Origin of the sequence: Methanocorpusculum sp., assembly GCF_030655665.1 — an archaeon.
In the GTDB taxonomy this organism is placed as follows: domain Archaea; phylum Halobacteriota; class Methanomicrobia; order Methanomicrobiales; family Methanocorpusculaceae; genus Methanocorpusculum.
Window position 1 is genome coordinate 164,090 of record NZ_JAUSPQ010000004.1, and the last position, 24,886, is coordinate 188,975.

Annotated in this window: 27 protein-coding genes and 1 tRNA gene; 11 read left to right on the forward strand and 17 right to left on the reverse strand. The window is 46.5% G+C overall.

All coding sequences use genetic code 11. The annotated features are described in order from the left end of the window. Positions 1 to 146 precede the first annotated feature (146 nt). The 4 genes from Q7J08_RS02205 (at position 147) to Q7J08_RS02220 (ending at position 3,918) form a co-directional block, all read left to right on the forward strand. Positions 147 to 704 carry a hypothetical protein gene (locus Q7J08_RS02205; RefSeq protein WP_304910057.1) on the forward strand — a complete coding sequence of 186 codons (558 nt, stop codon included), beginning with the start codon at positions 147 to 149 and terminating at the stop codon, positions 702 to 704. A 1,049-nt stretch (positions 705 to 1,753) separates the two neighbouring features. Beyond that, on the forward strand, positions 1,754 to 2,119 hold the full coding sequence (gene pth2 / locus Q7J08_RS02210; protein ID WP_304910058.1) for a peptidyl-tRNA hydrolase Pth2: 366 nt from the start codon (positions 1,754 to 1,756) through the stop codon (positions 2,117 to 2,119). A 1-nt stretch (position 2,120) separates the two neighbouring features. Further along, positions 2,121 to 3,389, forward strand: coding sequence for a tRNA pseudouridine(13) synthase TruD (gene truD, locus Q7J08_RS02215; RefSeq protein ID WP_304910059.1), 1,269 nt, complete (start codon positions 2,121 to 2,123; stop codon positions 3,387 to 3,389). 85 nt (positions 3,390 to 3,474) lie between these two features. Beyond that, positions 3,475 to 3,918 (forward strand): hypothetical protein, encoded by a 444-nt coding sequence (locus tag Q7J08_RS02220; protein WP_304910060.1) that lies wholly within the window; start codon positions 3,475 to 3,477, stop codon positions 3,916 to 3,918. Here the strand turns inward: Q7J08_RS02220 and Q7J08_RS02225 are convergent. Beyond that, on the reverse strand, positions 3,915 to 5,018 hold the full coding sequence (locus tag Q7J08_RS02225) for a TIGR04013 family B12-binding domain/radical SAM domain-containing protein (protein ID WP_304910061.1): 1,104 nt from the start codon (positions 5,016 to 5,018) through the stop codon (positions 3,915 to 3,917). The two genes, Q7J08_RS02220 and Q7J08_RS02225, sit on opposite strands and share 4 nt — an antisense overlap. Next, positions 5,018 to 5,404 (reverse strand): DUF126 domain-containing protein, encoded by a 387-nt coding sequence (locus Q7J08_RS02230; protein ID WP_304910062.1) that lies wholly within the window; start codon positions 5,402 to 5,404, stop codon positions 5,018 to 5,020. Before Q7J08_RS02230 ends, Q7J08_RS02225 begins: the two co-directional genes overlap by 1 nt. Positions 5,405 to 5,464: 60 nt before the next feature. On the opposite strand from Q7J08_RS02230, the gene Q7J08_RS02235 reads away from it, so the two are divergent. Next, positions 5,465 to 6,097, forward strand: a complete 633-nt coding sequence (locus Q7J08_RS02235) for a formate dehydrogenase accessory sulfurtransferase FdhD (protein WP_304910063.1) — start codon at positions 5,465 to 5,467, stop codon at positions 6,095 to 6,097. A gap of 106 nt (positions 6,098 to 6,203) precedes the next feature. Here the strand turns inward: Q7J08_RS02235 and Q7J08_RS02240 are convergent, their stop codons facing one another. From Q7J08_RS02240 to Q7J08_RS02265, 6 genes are all read right to left on the reverse strand, one after another. After that, on the reverse strand, positions 6,204 to 7,106 hold the full coding sequence (locus Q7J08_RS02240; protein WP_304910064.1) for a hypothetical protein: 903 nt from the start codon (positions 7,104 to 7,106) through the stop codon (positions 6,204 to 6,206). Positions 7,107 to 7,228: 122 nt separating this feature from the next. Beyond that, entirely contained in the window at positions 7,229 to 8,317 is a 1,089-nt protein-coding gene (locus Q7J08_RS02245) for a hypothetical protein (protein WP_304910065.1), read from the reverse strand. Then, on the reverse strand, positions 8,310 to 9,782 hold the full coding sequence (locus Q7J08_RS02250; RefSeq protein WP_304910066.1) for a DUF5677 domain-containing protein: 1,473 nt from the start codon (positions 9,780 to 9,782) through the stop codon (positions 8,310 to 8,312). The genes Q7J08_RS02245 and Q7J08_RS02250 overlap by 8 nt, the downstream gene beginning before the upstream one ends. Before the next feature lie 313 nt (positions 9,783 to 10,095). Next, positions 10,096 to 10,665: a flavodoxin family protein gene (locus tag Q7J08_RS02255; RefSeq protein ID WP_304910067.1), complete on the reverse strand. Its 570-nt coding sequence runs from the start codon at positions 10,663 to 10,665 to the stop codon at positions 10,096 to 10,098. Positions 10,666 to 10,704: 39 nt separating this feature from the next. Then, on the reverse strand, positions 10,705 to 11,115 hold the full coding sequence (locus Q7J08_RS02260; protein ID WP_304910068.1) for a polymer-forming cytoskeletal protein: 411 nt from the start codon (positions 11,113 to 11,115) through the stop codon (positions 10,705 to 10,707). A gap of 69 nt (positions 11,116 to 11,184) precedes the next feature. Next, complete coding sequence (locus Q7J08_RS02265) at positions 11,185 to 12,033, reverse strand: geranylgeranylglycerol-phosphate geranylgeranyltransferase (protein ID WP_304910069.1); 849 nt, start codon at positions 12,031 to 12,033, stop codon at positions 11,185 to 11,187. A 70-nt stretch (positions 12,034 to 12,103) separates the two neighbouring features. Between Q7J08_RS02265 and Q7J08_RS02270 the strand changes: the two genes are divergently transcribed. Together Q7J08_RS02270 and Q7J08_RS02275 are read left to right on the forward strand one after the other, a co-directional pair. Continuing rightward, a tRNA-Arg gene (locus Q7J08_RS02270) sits at positions 12,104 to 12,178 on the forward strand. Between the two features lie 21 nt (positions 12,179 to 12,199). Next, positions 12,200 to 13,339: a tRNA (guanine(10)-N(2))-dimethyltransferase gene (locus Q7J08_RS02275; RefSeq protein ID WP_304910070.1), complete on the forward strand. Its 1,140-nt coding sequence runs from the start codon at positions 12,200 to 12,202 to the stop codon at positions 13,337 to 13,339. On the opposite strand, the gene pyrI is transcribed toward Q7J08_RS02275, so the two are convergent. The 7 genes from pyrI to Q7J08_RS02310 form a co-directional block, all read right to left on the reverse strand. Next, positions 13,330 to 13,797 carry an aspartate carbamoyltransferase regulatory subunit gene (pyrI, locus tag Q7J08_RS02280; RefSeq protein ID WP_304910071.1) on the reverse strand — a complete coding sequence of 156 codons (468 nt, stop codon included), beginning with the start codon at positions 13,795 to 13,797 and terminating at the stop codon, positions 13,330 to 13,332. The genes Q7J08_RS02275 and pyrI overlap by 10 nt on opposite strands. Further along, positions 13,797 to 14,708 (reverse strand): aspartate carbamoyltransferase, encoded by a 912-nt coding sequence (gene pyrB, locus Q7J08_RS02285; RefSeq protein WP_304910072.1) that lies wholly within the window; start codon positions 14,706 to 14,708, stop codon positions 13,797 to 13,799. The genes pyrI and pyrB overlap by 1 nt, the downstream gene beginning before the upstream one ends. A 70-nt stretch (positions 14,709 to 14,778) precedes the next feature. After that, the gene (locus tag Q7J08_RS02290; RefSeq protein ID WP_304910073.1) at positions 14,779 to 15,477 is read right to left on the reverse strand and encodes a hypothetical protein; all 699 of its coding nucleotides are present in this window, start codon (positions 15,475 to 15,477) and stop codon (positions 14,779 to 14,781) included. Positions 15,478 to 15,529: 52 nt separating this feature from the next. Continuing rightward, positions 15,530 to 16,279, reverse strand: a complete 750-nt coding sequence (locus Q7J08_RS02295) for a hypothetical protein (protein WP_304910074.1) — start codon at positions 16,277 to 16,279, stop codon at positions 15,530 to 15,532. 5 nt (positions 16,280 to 16,284) lie between these two features. Continuing rightward, positions 16,285 to 16,530 carry a hypothetical protein gene (locus Q7J08_RS02300; protein ID WP_304910075.1) on the reverse strand — a complete coding sequence of 82 codons (246 nt, stop codon included), beginning with the start codon at positions 16,528 to 16,530 and terminating at the stop codon, positions 16,285 to 16,287. A 62-nt stretch (positions 16,531 to 16,592) separates the two neighbouring features. Next, the gene (locus Q7J08_RS02305) at positions 16,593 to 17,372 is read right to left on the reverse strand and encodes a hypothetical protein (protein WP_304910076.1); all 780 of its coding nucleotides are present in this window, start codon (positions 17,370 to 17,372) and stop codon (positions 16,593 to 16,595) included. Between the two features lie 70 nt (positions 17,373 to 17,442). Beyond that, positions 17,443 to 18,522, reverse strand: a complete 1,080-nt coding sequence (locus tag Q7J08_RS02310) for a GHMP kinase (protein WP_304910077.1) — start codon at positions 18,520 to 18,522, stop codon at positions 17,443 to 17,445. 684 nt (positions 18,523 to 19,206) lie between these two features. Between Q7J08_RS02310 and xerA the strand changes: the two genes are divergently transcribed. From xerA to glmM, 3 genes are all read left to right on the forward strand, one after another. Then, a complete protein-coding gene (xerA, locus tag Q7J08_RS02315) occupies positions 19,207 to 20,121 on the forward strand; it encodes a site-specific tyrosine recombinase/integron integrase (protein WP_304910078.1) in 915 nt (304 codons plus the stop codon). Between the two features lie 178 nt (positions 20,122 to 20,299). After that, the gene (locus Q7J08_RS02320; RefSeq protein ID WP_304910079.1) at positions 20,300 to 20,899 is read left to right on the forward strand and encodes a DUF5806 family protein; all 600 of its coding nucleotides are present in this window, start codon (positions 20,300 to 20,302) and stop codon (positions 20,897 to 20,899) included. Positions 20,900 to 20,976: 77 nt separating this feature from the next. Next, complete coding sequence (gene glmM, locus Q7J08_RS02325; protein ID WP_304910080.1) at positions 20,977 to 22,353, forward strand: phosphoglucosamine mutase; 1,377 nt, start codon at positions 20,977 to 20,979, stop codon at positions 22,351 to 22,353. Here glmM and Q7J08_RS02330 read toward each other — a convergent pair. Both Q7J08_RS02330 and Q7J08_RS02335 read right to left on the reverse strand, forming a co-directional pair. Further along, positions 22,341 to 22,865, reverse strand: a complete 525-nt coding sequence (locus tag Q7J08_RS02330) for a nucleoside-triphosphatase (protein ID WP_304910081.1) — start codon at positions 22,863 to 22,865, stop codon at positions 22,341 to 22,343. The two genes, glmM and Q7J08_RS02330, sit on opposite strands and share 13 nt — an antisense overlap. A 25-nt stretch (positions 22,866 to 22,890) precedes the next feature. After that, positions 22,891 to 24,477, reverse strand: coding sequence for a hypothetical protein (locus Q7J08_RS02335; protein ID WP_304910082.1), 1,587 nt, complete (start codon positions 24,475 to 24,477; stop codon positions 22,891 to 22,893). A gap of 153 nt (positions 24,478 to 24,630) precedes the next feature. Here Q7J08_RS02335 and Q7J08_RS02340 point away from each other — a divergent pair, with 153 nt between their 5' ends. Then, entirely contained in the window at positions 24,631 to 24,885 is a 255-nt protein-coding gene (locus tag Q7J08_RS02340; protein WP_304910083.1) for a hypothetical protein, read from the forward strand. Position 24,886 lies beyond the last annotated feature (1 nt).

Consider the following 24,886-nt stretch of genomic DNA (forward strand, 5'->3'; position numbering starts at 1 on the left):
CACATTCTTGAGACTTTCCAACAGCCATTTTTCACAGAAGGTTACTTTCTATCTTAGAACATGTTGATAGTAATTCTCCGGTTTATTTTTGGCATTAATTATTGTTGATAAGTTATTATGTCATAAATATTAAAATATTGAATTTAATGTCATTAGCTAGATGTATTAGACGATATTGCCTAAAAAATTCTCCAAATAATATATGTGTAAAACATCACGCGATTATTATTGCAATATCAACACGCAGATTGACTCATAAAATTTATAAATATTTGCCATATTCAGGAGGAGTTGAGAATTTGGTGAAAGTATTCTTAGATAAAAATATTCCATTTAAAGTATATGAATGTTTAAACAAATTGGACTTAGAAAAAATAATTATTGATGATAATGCTACCGTATTGTGGATTTTTGGCCATGGACAAAAGAACGGTGTAAATCTTCAAAAAGAATTCTGTGAATATTCTTATTTTGACACTAATGTATATCGCAAACACCATAAAAAAGAAATTAATCAATTTCATTGCAACAAAGAGATAGGAAAATCATTAACAGAAATATTAGCAGATGGAAATGGGATTGATTGGGGATATAAATATTGTTGGTTTAGTGCTAAACAAGATAAAAAAGGTTTGAGATATTGTAAAGAGAATGAAAAGGACATAAACGAATTGATTGAGAAAAATGATTATTCAATATTATAATGGGACTTATGCGGCGTAATCTCAACCGAGAAAACAGATATACATATGAGATGTACTTTGATTTGATGTACGACATTCTTTATTCATTTCAAAGAGTCTAGTTCAACCAGAATAAAGAGAGTGAAACACAAGTCAAACCATCGTGAACAAAAAAAATATCCGTTCTCTTTGATCTCCCAAGACATATCACACACTGGTTATGAAGATATCTCCACCGCGGGACGCTCCGCGCCGAAGTCGCGTCCCCGCACCCCAATTCAAAAAAAGGAATACCATATAAGATGAGAAAAACCCGCACGCGGGTTTTTCCCCAGCATTTTTCCAGACGGCGTGCGATTCCTGCGCAGGCGATAAGCCGGAGCAGAGCACGACGACGCAAGAAAAATGCGATTCGCGAAAATTCGCGGAGATTCGCGGTTCTTTTATTTATTGAGCCACACCTAACACTACACGAAAGCGAAGTACACTCCATAAAACAATAACTCCAAAATCCATCCAAAAATATCATCATGAATCTTCTTATAGCACCCCTCTAAAAATTGCCCGATATAATATTTATGCGCGGTTCATTTCATCCCGCATATCTGTTACATCCAAAAAATCGACTTGAAATATTCATATTCTGCTGTTTTGTAATGAAATTCTATTTATATTCTAATATTTCGCCCCACCAAAAACTATTCAAAAAAAGTAACAGACACAATAAATATCATTTCATTTAAATCTAACGAAATTCGACGTATAAATATTATGTTAAATGAAACAAACAAATTCTTTGAAATAACAAAAAACAACGTATTAAATGATCAAATAATAACGATAAATCCCGGAGATATTAGATTGATATTCCCAGATGTAAGTCTCGAACCAATCAGCAATATTCACATACCCATATGGATAATAGTTTGTGCCATTGTCATTGGGATACTACTTCTATTGTTCGCCAGAACAAAATAGGATCAGGGTCACACTGAATCTTAGTTATAAGACGGTTCCCCATTTTGAATATACTACTTTATCCCCCTTCACCCCAAATAGTACCCACACCAATGACCGGCGGAGAAGAAGTATTCAAATATAAACAGTGCCTCATCCTCCGAAGCGACCTAAAACTCAGCTGCGGAAAAATGTGTGCCCAGGCAGCCCATGCCTCCATCGGCGCCTACGAAAAAGCCTCACTTGCCGACAAAAAAGAATGGCTAAGGGAAGGCCAGAAAAAAGTCGCCCTCAAAGCGGCAAGCGAACGTGCCCTCTACGAACTCAAATTCGCTGCAGAAATGGCAGGCGTCCCTGCCTCCCTCATCATCGACGCCGGCTACACCGAGATCCCCCCCGGAACCATCACGGCGCTCGGCATCGGACCCGCAAAAGCCGAACTCATCAATAAAATAACCGGACACCTCCCCCTCCTCTGACATGAAACCATCCACCCACCCCCTCGAAATCGACCTCGGCATGCGGTACTATGCCGCCAGCCGGCCGGGCATCGGCGGACGCCTCCGGACCACCCCCGAAGACTTCGTCGTCGAAGAACTCCCCATCACCTTCACCAACACCGGGCCCTACACCATCTGCAAACTCACCAAACGCTCCTGGGAACACCAGCACGCCATGCACGAAATAACCAACCGTCTCCGGATAAGCCAGAAACGCATCGGATGGGCAGGCACCAAAGACAAAAACGCCGTCACCACCCAGTACATCTCCCTCTACAACGTCCCGGGAGAAGTCCTCGCCAACCTCAACATCAAAGACATGACCCTCGAACCCGTCGCCACCCATCAGTTCTCCCTCGGCCTCGGGCAGCTCCTGGGCAATACCTTCAAAATCACGCTCCGGGACTGCGAACCGGAAAATCTCGCTGAGATCACCTCCGCCATCGCAGGCGAGATCGCGACCGGGATCCCCAACTACTACGGACTCCAGAGATTCGGCGCCCTCAAACCCGTCACCCACAAAATGGGATACCACATCCTTCGAAACGAGTTCAAAGAAGCGGTCGACCTCTACGTCGGAGGCTGCTTCCCGCACGAATCCGAACAGGTCCAAAACGCCCGAAGAGCATTCGCCGAAACCGGCGACGCAAAAACCGCTCTGTATGAACTGCCGTACTGGCTCTCTTATGAGAGGATCATGCTCGACTCTCTCGCCAAAAACCCCGGCGACTACGGAGCGGCCCTTCAGGCAATGCCCCCAAAACTCCTCTCCATGTTCGTCTCGGCATACCAGTCCTGGCTCTTCAACATCGCCCTTTCCAAGAGATGCGAAGACGGAACGCCGCTCAACGATCCGAGAATCGGCGAACATCTCGAGTTCATGAACGACCGGATCGACACGGTCACCGAGAAAAATATCGTGACTGCCCGCCAGCACATGAAACGCGGAAGATGTTTCGTTGTCGGCTGGATGCCTGGAAAGACCCTCCCCGTCGCTCCGGGTCCTCTCGAAGAGACCATGACTGCCCAGATGGAAAAGGACGGCATCTCCATGCAGAGTTTTGCCGCCGCCGCCGAGTTTGTAAAAACCAACTTCGACGGAGCCCACAGGAGAATATCTCTTGCGACCGAAGTACAGACCGCGGTCTTTGAAAACAATGTGGAGCTGACCTTCGTTCTGCCGCCCGGACATTACGCCACGACGGTCGCGAGAGAGTTCATGCAGGCAGCTCCCGAAAAAATGGTCTAACGGCCAATTCCTTTTTTTAAACAACCGGATTTCAAAAATCCGGGTCCGCGATACATATAAGGTGCCTGCAGGCAACTCTACACTTATGAGGAAACGTGTACTTCTCCTAGCCGTTATCCTGATTTTTGCCGTAATTTCGACAGCAGGATGCACACATCAGGCCATACATCTCGACACGGACAAAAAACCTTACTCATCGAATACGCCGGAGATCGGCGGGGTCTTCAACATGTACGCCTACGATGACTTCGTCATGTGGGAGTACATCATTGAGACGGAAGATAAAGTAATCTACGGAATCAATTTTAGCGAAGGAGTCATCCCGGAGAAGGACTGGAAAGCGAAGAGCGAAGAGGCACTCGCTGCTGTCAAAGAATATCACGCGGCCAAGTACGCGGACGCATTCGAGATGAAAGAGGTGACGATCCTCGGGCAGTATGAAGACGGCCTGCATAAGGGTAAGGCCTATTGGACCTATTTATCGCCCGATGAGCTGGCATTCTCGAGGTTAGAAACAGGGACGGTTTAAAATTTATCGTGCCAGTAGCCGGTGACCCGGCCGTTCAACGCGAGCTTTCCAAGCTGCTTATCGATCTCCGGGAGAATGTCCCGGGGGGTGGAACCCTCGAGCGGCGTTCCCGGAAGGGGAGTCAGGTAATGCACATGGGCCGTTCCGTATCTGGTCACGTCAGAAACGAGTGAGAGGGTCGCCTCCTCATCCTCGTCTGATGCAAACGGAAAGCCGAAGATCACATCGACCACCGGGGTCTGCCCGACTTTTTTACAGATATCGAGTGCCGAATAGACATCGGCGACCGTATGCCCCCTGCCCATTTTCGAGAGAACGGCGTCCGAACCGGACTGCGCCCCGAAATGGAGCTTCGTATTGGAACAGAACTCTGTGACGAGTTCGGCGGTCTCCTGAATAACGAACTCCGGCCTGACCTCGGACGGGAATGTCCCGAAGTAGATGTTGTTCTTCGGCATCGAAGATAAAAGCCGGCGGAGTTTTTCCACATCGGGAACGCGGCCGTCCGCCGAACCGTAGGCGAACGCGTTTGGCGTGACGAATCTCGCATCCTGATACTTTTCCGCCATGGAAACTATCGCTTCCCTTGAACGGTGACGCATTCGTCTTCCATGCAGACATGGCGTTTGACAGTAGGCACAGGAGAACGGGCAGCCGCGGGAAAGTTCGATATAGCCCTTCATTCGCGAAAACGAGGGAAATGCATCCAGCCTGACCGAATGATCGATCGGAACGAAAACGGAGCCACGGGAGGCGACTCCCGGGATCTTCGCATCCTCTCCCTCTCCCGCATCTAAAGCGGCGAGAAGACGCGGGAGGGTCCGCTCGCCTTCACCGACCACGACATAGTCAGCGATAAGAGAGACCTCTTCCGGACATGCCGAGGGGTGCGGGCCGCCGACTATCGTGATCTGCTCTGCAGATTCTATCTCATCAACGTATTTTGGATAGTCAAGACTATTCAGACTATAACATATCACATCCCCGCCGTCCGAGGGGGAATCAACCGGCTCAAGGATATACCCGTATTTTTCACAGGCGGCATACAGAGCAGCATAGGAGTTTCGTGCCGCAGCGATGAAACGCCAGGTTATCCGCATTATGCGAAAGAGACCGTACCGCGGGTTCCGTCAACGGTGACGACCCCGTCAGCTGGAAGATCGCCATTTAGGCGGTCGACGGTCGGGATCTCTGAGATGATCGCCCCGGTCGCGATGATCGTTTCGCATTCGGTGTTGATGATCGCGGCAGGAGCGACATGGTTTTTCGCGAGGGAATATAAGACATAGGAGCCGACGGTCGAGCCTTTTCCGTACGGGAATACCAGGACTTTTCCGGCGATCGACTTACCGAAGAGGGGGTGGGTTTCATCGATGACGATACCGGTTTTCGGATCGACACCTCCTAGGAAGGATATTGGTGTATCGGTTATGAGAAGTGGACCGGTCCCTGTCCCTTTTGCAATGCTTCGTCCCTGTATTATCATTGGTTAATAATATGAGAGGGGACATTTTATAGTTTTACTAAGCCAATATCCTATCACACGATGACAGCATTTCTGAATGGTTTACTGAATGAGCAGCCGGTTTCCCTGACGGTGAACGGACGTGGGCTCGCGACCGTGATGATGCTGAGAGATATGACCGAGGAGTTTGCCGTCGGCTATCTGACGACGGAGGGGATCGTGCCGTATGCGGATATCGAGTCGGTGATGCAGAATGATGCCGGGGTGAGTGTGCTTACAAAAAATCCGTTCAAGGTGCTTCTCCCCAAGAAAAGCGTGCTCTCCGGATGCGGGGGTACGGCGTCCTATCTGGATCCGGAGAAACTGCCGGTGCTTGAGTCATGCATCCCGGTCCCGAAAAATATTCTGAAACACGAATTTTCGAGCGACGTGATCAAGGCAGGCGGATTTGGGGTGAAGGCGTTTGCCGATGGAAAGATCGCGGCATCTGCAGAGGATCTTGGTCAGTTCACTGCGCTGGACAAGGTCGTTGGTCGATTACTCATGGAAGGGATCCCGTCGGAAAGCACCGCCGTCCTTGTTTCAGGAAAGGTGACGGCAGACCTTGTCAGGAAATGTCTGCATGCAAAGATCTCGGTGCTGGCGTCAAAACTTCCGCCAACGCATCTTGCGGCCGAAGTGGCGAAGAACGGCAAGCTGACATTGGTTTATTAAATTGAAAAGAGGGGTGATGGAGTAGAATATTGTTTCCACTTCCTTCCATCATGAAATCTTTTGATAGATTCTAACGTTTCAGCGTTCATTTGGAGAAAAGAAGATTTTATGTTTCCTTTCCAGCTACTCGATCAAGATGCTCTAAATATTTAGTAATGAATGTCTTATTTGAATAATCCGTATTTAAATTCTGCAAAAATCCGAACGGTTTCCAGCCAAATATTTTGAAATTTACCAAGTTTCCATTTATTCCCGTTTCTCTGTAATTTAGAAAATTATCGACTCCTTCATCTAAAACACCTTTTCGTGGCAATAAGAAATCGGCCAAGGACCACCCATAACCACCATTACAATGACACTGATAAACAGCCTTCTTTGGGGGAAAAATATGAAGTCCTATTTCCCCATTTTTCTTTTCCAGCATAAATTCAGCATATGATAGATATCCACGTGCTGTGATAGATACTCCCCCAATATCGCCATGACCAAAAATCCATATTTGTGATATATTAGGATTTAATAAAATGTCCCTCAACATCTCACTGTCCGTACATAGATAGAATTGATATGCAAGGTCACGAAGAGCAAGTCCCTTAGCCAAAGTTAGTGCAGTGTAGTCAAATGAATCACGATATACATTTGCATTACGTGCAACAATAATTGCCGTATGCATCTCATCTGAACAATGTGAACCGTATTTTTCCATTTTATTATATGCGCTCTTCTCGGAACTTATCTTGGTAATTGATGCCAAAATAATTAAAAAAGGAAGAAACATGAAAAATAATTCAAGATTATATTCATAGTTTTGGATTGAAATTAGAGAGAAGATCACTCCACAAACTATTATTGATAAGGTAGTTAAGAAATATGATCGCTTAAGATCATAAAGAAACTTTACAAATAACATACAGATAAGGGCAATAAATATCCAGAAAAGACAGATAATCCCAATTGACTTGGGTGCTATAAATGGAACAACTATGATTTCATCGTAAACTAATGCCAAAAATACATATAATAGGATAATAATTAGATTAAGATATAATTTGCATTGGTATTTCAACTTTTGAGCGACTAGATAATCTTGAAATAATGTTAGTTGTTTAGTAGATTCAGATGTCATATAGATCACCGTTTATCCAATACGCAATAAAATTCATCTAACTTTCCTCTAACAATTTGATGTACTTCCTTAGCCGATTGTTTTTCAAGCGACTGATCCGGAAATGCAGACAGAAGATCTGAATAAAAATTACTTTCTTTCACAACCATACAAAACTGTTCAAAATCTACATCTTGGATACGGTCATTATCAAACTGTTTATAGAAAGAGCGAGCAAGACGGCATTTGAAAATTATCTGCATGATTTCTTTTATTTCTGAAAAATTTTGACTTAAGAATAACACATAGTGATAAGCTACACCATACCTCAAATAAGGAATAATATTATAGGTAGAACAAGAGAGAATGACATCCAATGCTTGATAAATAAATCCATATATAGCTGCAAAAAATTTAGATCCATCTAACCCAATTCCATCGATAGAGAGTAAATCATCGTTTAATGCAAGCTCTAATCTCTCTCTAAAAGCTTTGGATGGATCATCAGAATCAGAAAGAATCAAACTCTTTTCAAGTTCATTACGTAAACCACTGCAAATATCATCAATTGTCTCATATGTGGTAAAATATTCTTGAATGGATTTGGGTTTGTTCTTGAATAAATCTAAAAATACATTGGTCGAATTTTTTTGTATCAATTTTTGGTGATCCTTATTCAAAGAACGTAATGGCAATATCAGAATATGATTTCCATATTTTGATAGAATCTGAATGTTATTTGTAACAGAATTTATGATTTGCTTCTTCACTCTATGCAGAAAATCAGGATCACCACAATTTGCAACAACATTGGCATAAATCGACACTTGGTCATCGAGGATATGAACATCACCTAAAAGCATGAATGGATAGTGCTCAAAAAGATCTAAATCTAAAAATGTTGCAGCGGTAAATGCGTAGACATCTTGTGAAGAAGAAAGATTGCGCAAATATAAATCAACAATTTCCTGATTTGTTGTCCAGAAAATAGAGATTTCATCTAGGATGGGATTCGAAATATCATCGGCAGATATTATATCTACAATTTTTTCCAGCAGTATTTTATATTCTGTTTGAATAGAACAGATTTTCTCAAGAAGTAAATTCTTATTCATCAAAATCCAAAACCCCCTTGATTAGAGATTCAGGAATTCCATAAAGTTCATCCAGTAACTTCACTGTCTTATTCATTACCATTACACAATCCGGTAAGACATTCTTCAATTTTTGTTCGTCATTTATATCAGGGACACAATGATATCTATGAGCTGGATTATTGCATTTTAGTAAAGAACTTTCACGTATTGCCCCCCACAAACCATGTTCAAATGCTGAGTCATAATCATAATATAAATCATATAACTCTTTTTCATCAACTTCAATGGCTTTTGGTCGAATAGAGATCTTATCAAAATACGTCGTGTCCATGTCAAGAAATTCTTCTATTTTGAATTCGTTGATTAATAACTCCAAATAATTATAAGGAACATGAGAGTCCTGACGAATATTTGGATACGATCTTGCCCGTGCAACAATTAATTTATATTGACCTATTCCATATTCCTGGAACTCTTTCCAAACATCAGGGTGAGTGGTTTCCAGATTGAGCAAATATTTTAACATAATATAATTCTCAATTAGAACTCTGACCGAACTTCGACCAACAATTGTATTTTGTAATTTGTAATCAGTAATTTCTTTTAATCGTTTGTAGGAATACGTTGCAATGCCAAGTATTACCAGCATCTTATTATCTAGAGGCGATACTCTTACAAATAAATCAGTTAAATATCCATATACTTCATATAAACGCTCCATATACACGTTATAGTTCTCTATATCATCTTCATAAGATAGCCCGTATAATTCACATTCTGTCATTTTACTAATTGCCTCCCAAAATAATGTAATATTTTGCTCATTAATTTCCACGAATTCTGCTTCTAAGAATATTAATTCCATTGACCGAATAGATGGTCTTATCATCCGCATTTTAGGATCATCATGATCTAATTCTAGATAAGAATTCAATTCATCAAGAAGATTTTTTTGTTCCTTTTGAAAATGTAGATGACCACTGGAATAAACATAATAGAGAACAATGAATCTGATATCTGTCGAGAAATCCGATTGATGATTAGTTGCTTTTTCAAGAATGGAAATAATAATCTCTATCCTATCTTCAATTGATTTTTTTACATTGACAAATGTCTCCGCAAATATCGGTTGAATGCTATATGTATAGATTAGTGTAAGTGGTGAAAGCGTATCCTTAGAAACCACCTTCAATAATTCCTGATAAAATAAAATTTGTTGTTCATTACTTAATGAAAAAATATCTGAAAGACGAGGGAGACTAAGATCAGGAGCAACTTCGTGCAATTTTTTAACAATTACTCCAAGACGTTGTAACCCCTCTTTTCGTTCATACTTATGCAGAATCAATGCAATCCAAAAATATTCTGGTAATCTGCCATAACTCCAAGATTTTGTGTCTCCAAGTTCGGTTACAAGTTCATTTAAGGGAGCAGTAAATTTTCCTTTATGAAATTTATGTTGAGATAATTGTATATGGTCCATAGTTTATCACACATCTATACATGTTCTCCATTTGAATCTCCATTCAATATCCCATGAAAATAAAGTAGCCAATCTGAGATGATTACCACATCAGATATTTGTTTATTTTTGATATCAAACATATAATTCAGGAACAATTAAGAGAATATGGGAACCTGAAACATATAAACCCCCAACCGCGCGGTGCGATAATGCCTTGGGGATGTACAAAAAAGGCGTTCTCACTCAATGAAGACGGCTCAAAAAATGAACAAATCCAAGTCAAATACTGATGCGTTCTTCACCTGTGTACACTACAGATTCAAAAAAAAAATTATTTTCTCAGTTGCAGAATCAGCTTCGCAACATTATCGCCGAACTTCTCCAGCGTGGCCATACCTTCCTTATCGTTTGCGACATCTCCCGGTGCATGACCAAACGCGATGTTCCAGTAGGAAGAACCGCAGACGATCATATCTGAGATGAAAAAGGACATCAGCATCTCCTGCAGGGTCGAGGTCAGACCGCCGCGGCGTGCAACGACAACCGGACCGCCGACTTTCCCTGAAAGCCAGTTCCCATTCACCCGGGCGACCATCGAAACACGCTGGATAAGATTCATCACGTCCCCGCGTGCCGTTCCGAAATAGACCGGAGCGCCGATAATAAAACCGTCTGCCGCCTTGATATCATCAAGCATATCATTCAGCCCGTCCTTGAGACAGCATTTTCCGTTTTTGCCGCATTCGCCGCAGGCAATACATCCCTGGATCGGGTTCCCGCGAAGAGAGATGATCTTTGCCGAGAGACCCCTCTTTTCGATCGCATCTTTGCATACATTCAGTGCATGCTCGGTGTTTCCTTTCGCCCGCGGGCTTCCGGAAATCAAAATAACATCTGCCATACCTAATACTTGTACGGTAGAAGTAAAAAAAGATGAATGTTAGTTCGTAACAACACGAGTGTTTTTGCCCATCAGCTTCCCGCACTGGATCTTACCCATCACGAGTATATTGACACCGCGGACCTCGGCAGATACGATGCCCGGACGAAGCAGAACATTCCCGTCCGACCGGATCACCCGGACTTTTGCATTATCGCAAACCGTAAGCTGCTCCGCACCTGAATTGAGTTCGCCTTCGATGACCGAGTCATGACAGATCACCGCACCATTGCAGGTCACGTTGCCGGCGACGTGGGACTCGGAGCATAAAAAGAGTTTCCCGGTAACGACGAGATCACGCCAGAAAAATGTACGGGGAGGTACAAGAAAATCGCCATCGATCATGACTGAGCCGCGGAAATATGATCCAGGCTCTGCCGTGTGCAGATTATCTTTTACTATTACTTTCATGCTACCCCAAGTATGCTTATTAATCCTTCAACGTCAGGGATATTAATAGGTTCTGAATTATAAGGCTCTTCACAGTAATAGTGAAAGGATTTCCATCAGCAGAAACACAAAGAGAGCGGCAAACATCCCGTATTTGAGAAAGGTCGTGCAGTTTGACGCGGCAAGATCCTGCGGATCTCGAAATCCAAGCGATCTCGCAGTCACGAGAAAGATGAACACATCCACGACGCCGATCAGGATCAAATACACAACACCCCAAGTGAGGAACGGAACAAAGCTGAAGAGTACAGCACAGAGAACAAATATTACGGCGAGGACTGCGGTTCTCCGGACCCCTATCTGCATCGGAAGGGTCCGTGCCCCGCCGATCCGGTCCCCCTCGATATCCTCGGCATCTTTCAGCAGTTCACGGGCAAGCGTCCCAAAGAACGTGATCGCAAAGAGCGGCAGCATGACCAAAAATGATCCGGGGCCGACCAGAAACCCGCCGAAGAGGAAGATGCTCCCTGAAAGATAGGCTACGCTCAGATTACCTAAGAGCGGGATGCCCTTGAACTTTGCCGCATAGATGATCAGGATCAAGACATTGACGAGAGCGATTCCGAGACACCAGAAGTTCGTGAAACAGGCGGCAAGGATCCCTGCACCAAAAAGGAACCCTGCCCAGACGACGGCTCCCTTCGGAGAAACTTTCCCTGACGGGATAGGACGGTCAGGCCTGTTCACTTTGTCGATCTCCAGATCGAAGTAATCGTTGAGTACGTTCCCTGCCCCGCAGATCACGAGAACGATGAAGAACAGCAGCACTGCAAAAAGCGGCTGCGTGCCTCCAGCGATAAAGTAGGCGATCCCTGCGGTGACTCCCGAGACGCCCGCGTTCATCGGACGGATGATTTTTCCATAACCAGCCAGACTCATGTATCAGTATGTGTGGGTGTGCCGCTTCGAAAAAGATATCCCCGTGAAGCCCGAATAATTATGAGAATCAGGGCATGTAGCCAAGCCAGGATATGGCGTCAGCCTCCTAAGCTGAATATCTAGGGTTCGAATCCCTACATGCCCGTTTACATTTTTGGGGTCAATCATGGAATGCAGGGAGATCACTGAAGGGAGTACGACATTTACCGCTCCGGTCCAGGACGAGACGACACATTTTCCTCCCGGCTCGGCCCCGGTCTTTTACAATACGAAGATGGAGTTCAACCGCGATATGACGGTACTTCTTACGAAGATCATTCAGCCGGCCGATTATCTGGACGCAATGGCGGCAACGGGCGTTCGCGGCCTTAGGATCGCAAACGAGGCAGGGATCCCGGTCACGATAAATGACCGTGACGAACAGGCGGTCAGGATAATCAAGGCGAATGCAGAGAAACTGGGCGGCAGTATTACCGTGACCTGCGATGATGCGAACCGGCTGATGTGCACAGAACGATTCGATTCGATCGATCTCGATCCGTTCGGCACCCCGGTACCTTTTCTCGATGCAGCCTCACGGGCGGCAAAACATTATCTTTTTGTCACGGCGACGGACACGGCCCCCCTCTGCGGAGCCCATTTCAAGGCAGGGTGCCGCAGATATTTTGCGACGCCGAGAAATACCGAGTATCACGCAGAAGTGGGTCTTAGGATGATGATGGGGACTATGGCCAGGGAACTTGTGAAATACGACCGCGGCATGAAGCCGATCCTGAGTTTTGCAAAGTCCCACTACTTCCGTTCACATGTCAGAGTGCTTGGAAGAGTCTCAGCCGCTGATGAAACTATGGGGCAGATCGGTTTTGTGATGCAGTGCCCAAAGTGCCTCTATCGTGCCGAACAAAAAGGCGCTCTCTACCCAAAAACGCATGTTTGCCCGTACTGCGGCGTCGAGAGCGTGCCGGTCGGCCCCTTGTGGATGGGACCTCTGCAGGAAAAGGAGATCCTTGCCGAGATGCTGACCGTCCTGCCGGATATGCAGTTTGGAACAAAACGGCAGATGGAAAAACTGCTGACGTTCCTGCTTGCAGAACCGGAAACATGCACATATTATGATTACCACATCGTTTCCCGAAACATGAAAGTCTCGCCGCCGAATATGGAAGAACTGATTGCGAGCTTAAATGAAGCAGGATACTACACGACCCGGACCCATTTCTGTGATACCGGGATAAAAACGACGGCTTCTCTTCCTCTCATCGAGGAAATGATCCGTCTCTGGAACAAAGAGAATCTTCAGATGTAGTCGCCGATGTCCATCTCAGAGGAGATGAGAGAATCGCAGTACTGACAGCGGAATCCCCGCGGGTGCACGACGAATTTACTCTGGACAGGCTCTTTTGTATTTGTGATGCAGTTTGGATTCGGGCATTTGATCACGCCGACGATCCTTTGCGGGACTTCGACGGGTTTTTTGTCCGAGACCTTGAAGTTCCGGATGATACTGATGGTCGCGTCAGGGGCGACCAGAGCGATTTTATCCACTTCGTCTTTGAGGATTTCACGATTCTCGATCTTGACCATGTCTTTTCGTCCGCCGCGTGAACTCGTGACATTTGATGCGACGATGACCGTAACGTGCGTTCCGTCACGAATCCCAAGGATCCGGAGAACGGTCAGACCCTCACCCGGGGTGATGTGGTCGATGACCGTACCGTTTTTGATCGGCGAGATAACGATCCCGTCGGAACTAGTTCGGACCATCAGTTGATCACCTCGTTCAGCATTGCCATTCTTATCGGAACACCGTTATGCGCCTGTTCAAAGTATTTGGCACAGGGGAGGTCATCGACCGCCGGATCGATCTCGTCGACGCGGGGGAGCGGGTGGAGAACGATCATACTCGGTTTGGCAAGTTCCAGGAGTTCGGGCGTGATCCGGTAGGTGGATGCGTAGTTTGCAAAAGCGACCGGGTCGGGGAAGCGTTCGCGCTGAAGACGGGTCACATACAGGACATCGAGTTCAGGAAGAGCATCCTCGATATGATCATGGACGATCAGTTCGACACCTACATCCTGGAGATCTTCTTTGATAAACTTGGGAAAATTGAGTCCGTCAGGGGCGATCGTATGGAGGCGAATGTTATTGTATTTGGAGAGGGCAAACGCAAGAGAATGGACGGTTCTTCCATATCGAAGATCGCCCTGGAGTCCGACGTCGATGTTTTCGATCGGCATGGATTCGCGGATGGTAAAAAGATCGAGTAAGGTCTGGGAGGGATGCTGACCTGCTCCATCCCCCCCGTTGATAACGGGGACTGACGCGACCTCGCCTGCAAGACGGGCGGCACCCTCTTTCGGGTGGCGCAGAACGATCGCGTCGCAGTATCCGGAAATGACGCGGATCGTGTCTGAAAGGGTCTCTCCTTTGGTGATGGAGGTGGCTTCGACCGAGCCGAGATTGAGGATCTTGCCCCCAAGACGCATCATTGCTGAAGAGAAGGACATGCGGGTCCGGGTGCTGGGTTCGAAAAAGAGAACGGCAAGAAGTTTGCCGTCAAGTTCGTGGCCGGTGTAGTTTCCACGATCAAATGCGGCAGCGGAACAGAGGAGTTTGTCAATTTCTTCACGTCCCATATCCCTTACAGATAGGATATTTTTTTGTTCGTGTGTCATGAATGGTGCCCAAGAATTTCAGTGTTCAATAGTTGAACTGCACGGAATAAATAACCCACGGAAAAATCCACTACACTTTGTGGAGCTCGGCATCGATGTCCATGTCCATGAATTTATTGGTGGTAAGTCCAAGTTCATACGGGTTGACGGTCATGGTCATGATGTCCCCTTTGATGACAAAGATGATCGATGCGGAACCGTACGTTCCAAGATACCTGCCGCTTCCAAGGTATGACCAGGTTATGGTTTTGGCAAAGGGAACATTATCATAACCGGGGGCATCCAGCGTACCGGTAACATAGGCCGTGTGATCGGCATTGAAGACGACACGGAAATCAGCCGAAGCTTTGATAATGAACAGATTGATGGTTTTTGAACCGACCCAGGTGCCGACGATCTCTTTCGTGCCTTCGGGTAACGGGGTGGGAGTTACGGTCGGAGTCGGAGTTTTGGTTGGGATCGGCGTAAGCGTGGGAGTTTTGGCGGGGGTAGGAGTCTTCGTAGGAGTTGGAGATATGGTCGGCGTGGGAGTTTTGGTTTGAGTTGGGGTGATAGTGGGGGTCGCAGTTTTGGTAGGGGTAGAGGTTTGCGTTGGGGTTGGGGTGATAGTAGGGGTCTGAGTCAGCGTGGGGGAAGCGGGATCATCGGATCCCGTGAGATCCTGCAGAAATGAAGACAGATGCGGAGCAATACGATCATAATTCATCCCTACCGCTGCACCGCCGGCAACACAGAGAAGACATAAAAATAGTATCAGAACTTTACCCATAGTTAATTCCTATTCAGGCTCAGAGACCAAAAAAGTTTGGGTGATATCTCCTTCAGACAGGAGATTCGATATAAGGGATGGGGAGGATAAACGATTTGGTTAAGACCGTGATCGGGCTATCCGATGCCCTCGGAATAAATGTAGATGGGACAATACGTATTATCAACATGTCATCATAAAGTTCAAGAGGTGCGATACTAGAGCCATACTTTGCCTGATACTCGTTCGCTTTAATATACTCCCAAGTAATATCCTTTTTTTCTTGCGTTGGAATGTCTCCCTGATAATAGATCACACTAATAGAGCCGGTTCCATCTTTCAGGAATTCCATCATAACCTCATTAGAGACAGTGCCTTCTATCGTACCGTTCCAAAGTCCGACAATTGCATCGGGGGAAGTAGCTAAACGATTCATAGTGAGCTCAAAATCGATATCAAAGTCGGCAATACCCATCTTCTTCGGGTTCATCGTAATGGTAAGCGTATCTCCGGTCAGATAGATCGCCAGTGAACTGTCACCGCTCTTTCCAACATACTGGTTGCCTGATACATACTCCCAGTTCAGGTTTGCATTCAGATTTTTGCTCATTCCACCGCCGCTGATACTTCCGGTAAGTTTTGCAGTACCATCTTCATTACACTCAAGAGTCAGATCGTAGGAAACAGGCGAACCGCTATCTACGCTCACCCAGGTACCAGCTAATTCATACGGGGCTGTATCAGTTGTCGCTGCAATACAACCTGCAGCACTCACGCAGACAAGGAGAGTCATAAGCATCCCAAAAAGAAGTTTACCATTCATATTATCTATTTTTGGAAGAGAAGGGGGTTAAAACTTTTCTCTGTGGTATTACTCAGGAACCATGCGGCAGTTAATTTGTGGTGATACGGATCCCGGTTGTTGTCGAGTTTAGTGATGACAGATACCTCCAGACCGGCATTGTCATCTTCGACGAATGGGTGCTGGTAAACATGGGTCAGCTGATTGCCGGGAATATTCATGCCGCCGTAGATCGAGATGGTAGCACCGACACCGATCTCGAAGTAAAACATGATCTCGCCTAGCTGAGAGATGAAAATAGTTTGAGTAAACTGATGCGAAAAAAAAGATTGGGTTATACTTTGCTCGTCGGGATCGAGAGCGGATTATCCAGTCCCTCGACACCGAGCTTGGATGGGATAAGTGTTACAACAAGCTCCGTACCTACGAGCTGCAGAGGCAGCATCTCAGATCCGTACTTTGCCTGATACTTGTTTTCGTTCAGATACTCCCAGGTAACATCCTTGGTAAAGGACTTTTCCTGTCCCATTACATTAAATGTGCCTGCGATAGTACCGGTCCCGTCAGCTTTGTAGACCATGGTAAGGTCATAAGAAACAACACCGTCTTCTGTACCTTTCCAGCTTCCTACGACCGCATCAGGAGATGTGGTGGTTGGAACGACTGTTGGCGTCTTCGTGGCAGTAGCAGTCGAAACAGCGCCGGTCGAACGTTTCATATTGACATCAAAATCGATATCAAAGTCGGCAATACCCATCTTCTTCGGGTTCACCGTAATGGTAAGTGCATTTCCGACCAGATAGATCGCAAGTGAATTGTCACCGCTCTTTCCAACATACTGATTGCCTGATACATACTCCCATTTCAGGTTTGCATTCAGATTTTTGCTCATTCCTCCGCCGCTGAAGCTTCCGGTAAGTTTTGCAGTACCGTCTTCGTTACACACAAGAGTCAGATCGTAGGAAACGAGCAAGCCGCTTTCTACGCCCACCCATGTACCTACGAGGGCATCCGGAGCAGTTTCCGTTGGTGGGGTTTGGGTTCCGACACAACCCGCGACACACACACAGACCAGAAGGACAACGAACACTCCTCCAAGAAGTTTAACATTCATACATTCTATTCTTGGAAGAGAAGAGGGTTAATACTTTTCTCTGCGGTATTATTTCAGGAGCGATGGGCAGTTAATTTTTGGTGATCCGGATCCCGGTGTTGTCGACTTTCGTGGTGACCGATATCTCCAGACCGATAGCGTCCAGGATCGGTTTCATGTCCTGTTCGATTTTTTCGGTGACCACACAGATCGAGGGGCCGACCGAACTCATCGCGACGAACTCAAGACCCGCCTGCCTGAGTGCATTCATGTACTGATATATTATGAATGTGTGGTGCTGGACCTCTGCACGTTTCGAACCACGGAACTCGATCTCCCACATGATATCCCCCATCTTTTTAAGATCGCCTTTTTCGATCGCAGGGATCATATCCATCATGATCATGTAGGCTTTGAGTTCACGGTCACGATAGTCAAGGGTCCGTGCACGGTTCATGAGAAGGGAGAACTCTTCGAGACCGGCGTTGTCATCTTCGGCATGGATGTTGGGTGTGATGATGAAGACATTTTTGTCTTCGGCGAACGGGTGCTGATATACATGGGTCAGCTGATCGCCGAGAATGTTCATGCCGCCGTAGATCGAAGTCGCTGCACCGACACCGGTCTCGAAGCCGAAGGCTATCTCACCGGGCTCGTTGGTCTCTTCAACATAGTTGTGACCGATCAACCTGCGGATGGTATCATTTGTGAGCGGCCGTCCTACTGCCTCATTCATGGCAGATACGACCGCCGAGGCGGTTGTACATGTGGACCCGAGACCAACGTGTTCTTTTCCATGATCATGTGTATGGATGATAAATCCTCCGGAATATCCAGTGATCGCTTTGAATGCGGCAACCAGATGTTCAATCAAAAGAATACGCGGGGAGTCGATGACCGTGCTTCCCGGAGTACAGGACACGGTCGCACTACTGTATAACTGTAATGCAAACCCAAGGCCTCCACCTCCCGGCATCCCCGGAGAGAAACGATTCATATCCAATACAGATAGGTGGATACGTGCAGGTACGGTAACGGTAAATGATCCATTTTGCGGAACGGGCGCTTTAACTACAGGAATATCTGTGTAAAGATGTTCACCAGGATGAAAGGAGGTGAAATCATACTCGACGAGATCGAGATCGCCACCTCTGATTTTCAGGATTGCCATGGATGTTCGTCGTTAGATGATGCGGGAGATATAATAATGGTTTTCATGCACGAGATGTGCCTGAATAAGAGTTGTTTGAAAACACAGAGCAATATAGCATTATATGGTTTATTACACAACACAATAAGGCAATTTCCAGTGCAGATTAAGAGAAATTATTGATACAACCATACCCCACCCTGGCACGAACAGACTTGGAAGAGACCCACATAAAGAATACACGCGTGTTAGAATACAAAGGAAACCAGATTATCAGCAGCACCAAAAATACCCATAGCCAAACTTTTTTTTCCGAACCGAACAGAGAGGAAGAGGAAACAGAAGTGCCGCCGAGAACCTTAAAGCAAATAATTTTCCAGATCGCGAAAAATAGCTCTCCCATATCTTCGTTTTACGGCCATTTTGAGACTCCGGCAATATGATTCATCATTCAAAGCATCACAACCTCTCAAAAGCCCGTTATTTCCCTGAAGCGATCTGACCCGAAAAAATGACCCTGACGAACATCACGAATTATGCAGAATTCCCCCCAATAATCTAAAAACCTTCAATATTCGTTTGATTTCAAAATAAAACCCAATTTGAGCTTATTTTTGAATCAAAAAATCACCAATTTATTGCGCATAATACATATTATGCGCAATCATTATCATCACAAAGAACCAAGAGATAATCAGACCCGATATGGCACCCCCAAAACGAACTTTCAGCATCTGGATACCCAGGTACCTCAGCAATCTGCAGACGAAGAACTATGCAGCGAATACGATCGAGGCATACGGAAGGATCCTGAAACTTTTTGCAAAATACGAAACCTATCTGAAGGAGACCGACGGGGTCGTGCCGACATCCAGCGAAGAAGTGAAAAAATTCGGGATGGGGGCAGAGATCGACACGAACCCGTATGAAATCGGAGATTTTTTTACCATTTTGCGGGATGAACGGCAGCTGAGCGCGGCAAGTCTGCATCAGTATGACTCGGCACTCAGCTCCTTTTACCGATACCTGATCAATCAGGACATCACCGAAGCGAACCCCATGACCAAAGTAGACCGGCCAAAAATCAAGGATCGGGAACTCAGATATCTTAAGCACAATGAGGTGATGGATTTCATCAATTCCATTGAAAACCCCCGGAATGCACTCCTTATTCGGACGATTTATGCTACTGGAATGCGTATTTCCGAGATATGCGGCATTTTGGCGGAACATATAGATTTTGAAGAGGAAACCATCCGCGTCAGAGGAAAAGGCGGGAAGATCCGGATCGTGTTCTGCGATTCAGACACGCTAACGCAGATCCACGAACATTTGAACGGTAAAAAAAGCGGCCCGGTCTTCGAAGGAAGAAACGGGAACGCCATCTCGCCGAGAACAGTTCAGCACATCTTCAACCTCTATGCTCCAAAAGGGATCACACCCCATAAAATCAGGCATAGTTATGCAAGTGAACTCTACAAACGTTCGCACAATCTCCGCGTAGTTCAGGAAAATCTCGGACATAACTCCATCCAGACAACGGAAATTTACATCCATACCGACATCGACGAGCGCAGAAAAGCGTACCGCAGCTACTTCCCACTGGCAAACGGCGAGTAACACCCCCTTTTTTTCAGAATTTTTGTAGAGACTGCAGCATTGCACATCAAATATCCACACGAATCTACCTTTTTGTGTTGTGAAATAAACCGCATGATGCTATACGAAAACGTGATGTGTAATTACGAATCAGCAAACCCTAAAATACACATAACACCCCTATATTCTGATTACAGCAATGGACGAATACGAACATCTCATTGAAGACACCCCTTCGGTCGGGAACGACCGCTTTGCCGAGGAAGACCGCAGTGAAGAGATCAACAAATACCAAAAATTCAAAAAAGTTGATGGAGCCACCTACAGAAAAGTCAACATCTTCCTTAGAAAACGAACCTATATAACCGCCCGTGAATGGGCGATCGCCCGTCTGTGTTCAGATTTCAAAACTCCCTACGGCGCCGAGATGACATTCATCGGAGAACATCTGCCCGAACTCTGCCCCTTCATGGAGGAGCCGTACAGTCCCCAGGCAGTAAATCAAGCACGTAACGCATTCAAGAGAAAGGTCAGAAAATCCGGAGCGACCTTCTTCTACGGGGCGATGTGTGGATTTTTCACGCTGGATGAACTGGACGACATACTCTTCGAATCAAGCGAAGTCGCGAGATTCCTGCTTGAGATCGAAGGGACCTCTCTTGAGATCGATGATGAGATCGACATTGAAGATAAGATCAGCGAGATCATGCGAAAACTCGGTGAATCCGCAAACGTGCTCTTAAGCAGCAGGCGGGGAGAAGTAGAAGACGACGAGGATGACGAAGAAGACGAACAATAGTATTCCTATCAGCAAACTCTTTTTCTCAACCCTTATTATTATCAACCACCCATACTCTTACAGAGACGGTAGTTATCATGGCACTCGAAAAACGTGAAAAGAAATACTTCGGCACAAACGGTGTACGCGGAGTGACCGGGGTCGATATGACGCCGGTTTTCGCTCTCAGCGTCGCCGAAGCATTCGGAACAATGCTCGGCGAAGGCAAAAAGGTAGGTATCGGCCGCGACACCAGGACCTCCGGGCCCTCGCTGGGTGCCGCGGTTCGTGCCGGTCTTATGGCATGCGGGTGCGACGTCATCGACTTCGATATTATCCCAACACCCGGTCTCCAGTACCTCGTTCTTGATCACAAACTCGACGGAGGCGTTATGATCACCGCATCACACAACCCGCCGGAGTATAACGGTATAAAGATCATCGAAGCAGACGGCACCGAAATGGGCGATGACCGGACTATCGAGCTTGAAGAAATAATGATCCAAAACAAATCGGTCGTGTCGGCATGGGACAAAGTTGGCGACTGCACGGAAGAACCGCAGGCACGTAAACTCTATATCGATTCAATCGTCGCACAGTTCCCAAAAGACTGCGGGAAAGGGATAACTGTCGTAGTCGACCCAGGAAACGGTCCTGCTGCCGCGACGACACCGGATATTCTCCGAAGACTTGGATGCAATGTTCACACCATCAATGCAGAGTTCAACGGACTTTTCCCGGGAAGACTGCCCGAACCAAGTCCTGAGGGACTTGCGAACCTTTCAGCCATGGTCCAGGCGACCGGCGCTGCATTCGGCGTGGCTCATGACGGAGATGCCGACCGGGCGATCTTCGTTGATGAAAACGGGACCTTCATGGACGGAAACATCACGTTTGCCCTGCTTGCTTCCTACTTCTGTGAGAAAAATACCGGAGGCATCATCGTAACACCGGTCAGTACATCAGGCATCGTAGAAGAAGTCGGAAAAAAATATAACTGCACGACCACCTACACGGTTGTCGGGAGCATCTACGTGGCACGGACCATGCGTGAACTCATCGCGAACGGAGAAAACATTATCATTGGCGGTGAAGGAAACGGCGGGATAATTTATCCGAACCACCAGTTCTGCAGAGACGGAGGGATGAGTGCCGCAACGATGCTCGGATTTGTGGCAGGAAAGACCGAACCGCTTTCAAAGCTCATCGCAGGACTTCCTGCATTCACCATGTATCAGGAAAAACGAAAAACCGCCCAGGCAAAAGAGATCGTCATCCATATGAAAACCTATTTTGCAGACTGCCCGATCGATGACCGTGACGGGATGCGGATAACACGCGGAGGAGCATGGGCTTTGATCAGACCATCCGGAACAGAACCCCTAGTCAGAGTCTTTGCCGAATCACAGGACCCGGCAGAGGCAAAGACCCTGCTCGATGAGATTTTTGCCGAGATAAAACCCTATCTCGAATAACTTTTTTTGAATACTGCAAGGACCTGTTGGAAAATTTCTTCACGATTCTCCTTCGTTACAATAATGACATTCACATTCGGATGTGCCCTGACCTGATCCAGAAAAGGTGTCTGCATATTTCTGACGACACCAAGGACCGGGGCGGATTTGTTCAGGGTGGACAAGACAGCATTCTGAAATCCCGCGGCATCCTTCTCAATGAATCCAAGCTCGTCCATTATGATTAGAGAAGAGGACGTAGCCTCAGCAAGCAGACGGGAACCGACCGCATCGAAAATCTCCGGGAACGCGGTTATGCCGCGGCCGGAACCAAACCGGCGGGCGGCGATCCTGTCTGATGAAGGAGCTTCGTTCATTCCTAAAAGAAATAGATCCGAACTTCCATCCGGGAGAGGATCTCCCCAACTCGTCCGAAAGCCGCCGGGACTGATGTCAAGTTCATGAATGACTTTTTGGATGATGGTGCTTTTTCCCACCTGGATATCACCTGTGAGAAAGACATGACGCTGCATATAGTAAAAAAAGGGTTGCTCTGGTTTAGAGTTTTCGAATGATGATGACCGAACAACCAATGGTAAGTACCGCAATAAGAATGGAAAGCGGGAGCATACATGCCTGAGGCTCTGCTTCCTCAGGCAAAACCGTAATCGTGATATTTGTACGCGTATTCTCCACATACCTGCCGTTTGCATCATACCCTTTCACTTCATAGGTGCATGTTCCAACCGACATGTTTGCCGTATCCTCTGCGGTGAACACGTGACCGAATTCATAGTTCGTATTGGTCGCTGGGTAAAGTGAACCATCAGGATTCACAAACACCCGAGTCAGAAGTCCTTCAAACGTATATTCAGCATCGCCGCAGGTATAGGTGAACCTCAGGATCTGGTCATCGACCGTAAACCGGTACGGTGTCCCCGCATCCGATAACGTCGTTGTGATAGGCCGGGTCAGTCCGTACAGTGCCAAATACTCGCCGCGGATCACGGTGACATCATACGGCGAGGTATCAACCGATTTCGTCAGATTCGGCAGAAGCGAAACCGTGTTTGGTGAGATCGGATCCTCTGAACTGTCGGCGCGTGTATAGATCACACGGAAATCCGGGTCGGAGATATCCGGATATCTGGTGAGCACCCCGCAAAGCGTTTTCGAGATTCCATCGTCCACATCGATCCATGCATAGGAGATCTCTCCGGTGTCATAATAGGTGTACGTCGTTTTGTCACTGTCCTCCAACCCGGCAAGAAGGATCTGGGCGAGTTCCACCTGAACAGTGGTACTTGAACTTCCGAGATTGTACATCAGAAGAGTATTTTCTGCAGATCCCGACGTGTCCAGGATCGTTCCTTCAAGAGAGTTAACTACCTCGATACCATTGTTCGGCTGCCAAATGGCGGGTATCTGATAACCGGCAGAGCCGCCTGAGATCTGGAAGTATCCTGGGAACCAGTCAATATATGACCGAAGATCATTCAGCCGTGCATAGCTGATGACATTCTCACGATTTTGATCCGGTCGGAACATGCCAAGCGAGGCATGGGTCAGCCCAAACGAGATCGGAAGTTCAATTGAATCAACCTGCTCCCCAGTCCCGTTGATAAACCGGATATTGTTTCCGTTTTTATCCAGAACATCGACAACGATCCGGTAAACTCCGGCGGTTAAATCTTCGCTGTACGGAATCAGATTCCCGTTATCATCAGCTTCACTGTACATGCCGGAACTATTCTTGGTTACACCACCCTGAACCAGAGCAAGGTAGTAACCCCACTTTTTACTTACGAGGACTTTATTTCCTCCGTTTGCATATCCATAGGGTTCAGTGATCGCCTCCACTGCCAAAATATCACCCCACTGCAGGTTCTCAGGGACCAATCCCATATCGACCGAAGATGACGGCGTCTCACCGTTCATATCGACTTGGCTCTGCAGCGTTCGTATAATCTCACCATCCGGATTGTAGATCCGCACGCGGACATCGACCGGATCGCCGGTGTTTGCAAAACTGCCGTACACATACAGATCCCGCATTTCTGCAAAATGAGTTTCATCTGCAGACGGCTGAATGATATCCAGCGACACCTCGCCGGCAGCCGGAATGATACACAGGGATGCAGTCATCAGCAAAATCAGAAAAAGATAGTTGGCTTTCAGGATAAGACACCTCAATACACGTTGAATGATACTTGTACTGATGAGATAATTATACCTTCCGGGCGGGAAAACACGGATACTGACCAATCCTTTATATTCTGGTCAGGTACATCTAATTACATGGATATTTTTGCAACAGTCATCATGATCATAATTGCTGTCGTGATCTGCGCGGTACTGTTTTTCTTCCTGAGAAACGGTCTTAAACTCTTGATCAACGCAGTCTGCGGTGTGGTTATTCTCTTTATAGTTTCCTGGCTGAATCTAGCACCAATCGGTGACCTTTCCATTGCTCAGGTAATCGTGTGTGCAGTTGGCGGGATTCTCGGAGCGGCCCTGCTGATCATTCTTTCGTTCTTCGGGATTATTATCTGAA

Excerpts from the sequence above, each read along its gene's own strand:
- Q7J08_RS02205 (WP_304910057.1), top strand. The coding sequence starts at position 147 with ATGTCATTAGCTAGATGTATTAGACGATATTGCCTAAAAAATTCTCCA.
- pth2 (WP_304910058.1), top strand. The coding sequence starts at position 1,754 with ATGACCGGCGGAGAAGAAGTATTCAAATATAAACAGTGCCTCATCCTC.
- truD (WP_304910059.1), top strand. The coding sequence starts at position 2,121 with ATGAAACCATCCACCCACCCCCTCGAAATCGACCTCGGCATGCGGTAC.
- Q7J08_RS02220 (WP_304910060.1), top strand. The coding sequence starts at position 3,475 with ATGAGGAAACGTGTACTTCTCCTAGCCGTTATCCTGATTTTTGCCGTA.
- Q7J08_RS02225 (WP_304910061.1), bottom strand. The coding sequence starts at position 5,018 with ATGCGGATAACCTGGCGTTTCATCGCTGCGGCACGAAACTCCTATGCT.
- Q7J08_RS02230 (WP_304910062.1), bottom strand. The coding sequence starts at position 5,404 with ATGATAATACAGGGACGAAGCATTGCAAAAGGGACAGGGACCGGTCCA.
- Q7J08_RS02235 (WP_304910063.1), top strand. The coding sequence starts at position 5,465 with ATGACAGCATTTCTGAATGGTTTACTGAATGAGCAGCCGGTTTCCCTG.
- Q7J08_RS02245 (WP_304910065.1), bottom strand. The coding sequence starts at position 8,317 with ATGAATAAGAATTTACTTCTTGAGAAAATCTGTTCTATTCAAACAGAA.
- Q7J08_RS02250 (WP_304910066.1), bottom strand. The coding sequence starts at position 9,782 with ATGGACCATATACAATTATCTCAACATAAATTTCATAAAGGAAAATTT.
- Q7J08_RS02255 (WP_304910067.1), bottom strand. The coding sequence starts at position 10,665 with ATGGCAGATGTTATTTTGATTTCCGGAAGCCCGCGGGCGAAAGGAAAC.
- Q7J08_RS02260 (WP_304910068.1), bottom strand. The coding sequence starts at position 11,115 with ATGAAAGTAATAGTAAAAGATAATCTGCACACGGCAGAGCCTGGATCA.
- Q7J08_RS02265 (WP_304910069.1), bottom strand. The coding sequence starts at position 12,033 with ATGAGTCTGGCTGGTTATGGAAAAATCATCCGTCCGATGAACGCGGGC.
- Q7J08_RS02275 (WP_304910070.1), top strand. The coding sequence starts at position 12,200 with ATGGAATGCAGGGAGATCACTGAAGGGAGTACGACATTTACCGCTCCG.
- pyrI (WP_304910071.1), bottom strand. The coding sequence starts at position 13,797 with ATGGTCCGAACTAGTTCCGACGGGATCGTTATCTCGCCGATCAAAAAC.
- pyrB (WP_304910072.1), bottom strand. The coding sequence starts at position 14,708 with ATGACACACGAACAAAAAAATATCCTATCTGTAAGGGATATGGGACGT.
- Q7J08_RS02290 (WP_304910073.1), bottom strand. The coding sequence starts at position 15,477 with ATGGGTAAAGTTCTGATACTATTTTTATGTCTTCTCTGTGTTGCCGGC.
- Q7J08_RS02295 (WP_304910074.1), bottom strand. The coding sequence starts at position 16,279 with ATGAATGGTAAACTTCTTTTTGGGATGCTTATGACTCTCCTTGTCTGC.
- Q7J08_RS02300 (WP_304910075.1), bottom strand. The coding sequence starts at position 16,530 with ATGTTTTACTTCGAGATCGGTGTCGGTGCTACCATCTCGATCTACGGC.
- Q7J08_RS02305 (WP_304910076.1), bottom strand. The coding sequence starts at position 17,372 with ATGAATGTTAAACTTCTTGGAGGAGTGTTCGTTGTCCTTCTGGTCTGT.
- Q7J08_RS02310 (WP_304910077.1), bottom strand. The coding sequence starts at position 18,522 with ATGGCAATCCTGAAAATCAGAGGTGGCGATCTCGATCTCGTCGAGTAT.
- xerA (WP_304910078.1), top strand. The coding sequence starts at position 19,207 with ATGGCACCCCCAAAACGAACTTTCAGCATCTGGATACCCAGGTACCTC.
- Q7J08_RS02320 (WP_304910079.1), top strand. The coding sequence starts at position 20,300 with ATGGACGAATACGAACATCTCATTGAAGACACCCCTTCGGTCGGGAAC.
- glmM (WP_304910080.1), top strand. The coding sequence starts at position 20,977 with ATGGCACTCGAAAAACGTGAAAAGAAATACTTCGGCACAAACGGTGTA.
- Q7J08_RS02330 (WP_304910081.1), bottom strand. The coding sequence starts at position 22,865 with ATGCAGCGTCATGTCTTTCTCACAGGTGATATCCAGGTGGGAAAAAGC.
- Q7J08_RS02335 (WP_304910082.1), bottom strand. The coding sequence starts at position 24,477 with ATGACTGCATCCCTGTGTATCATTCCGGCTGCCGGCGAGGTGTCGCTG.
- Q7J08_RS02340 (WP_304910083.1), top strand. The coding sequence starts at position 24,631 with ATGGATATTTTTGCAACAGTCATCATGATCATAATTGCTGTCGTGATC.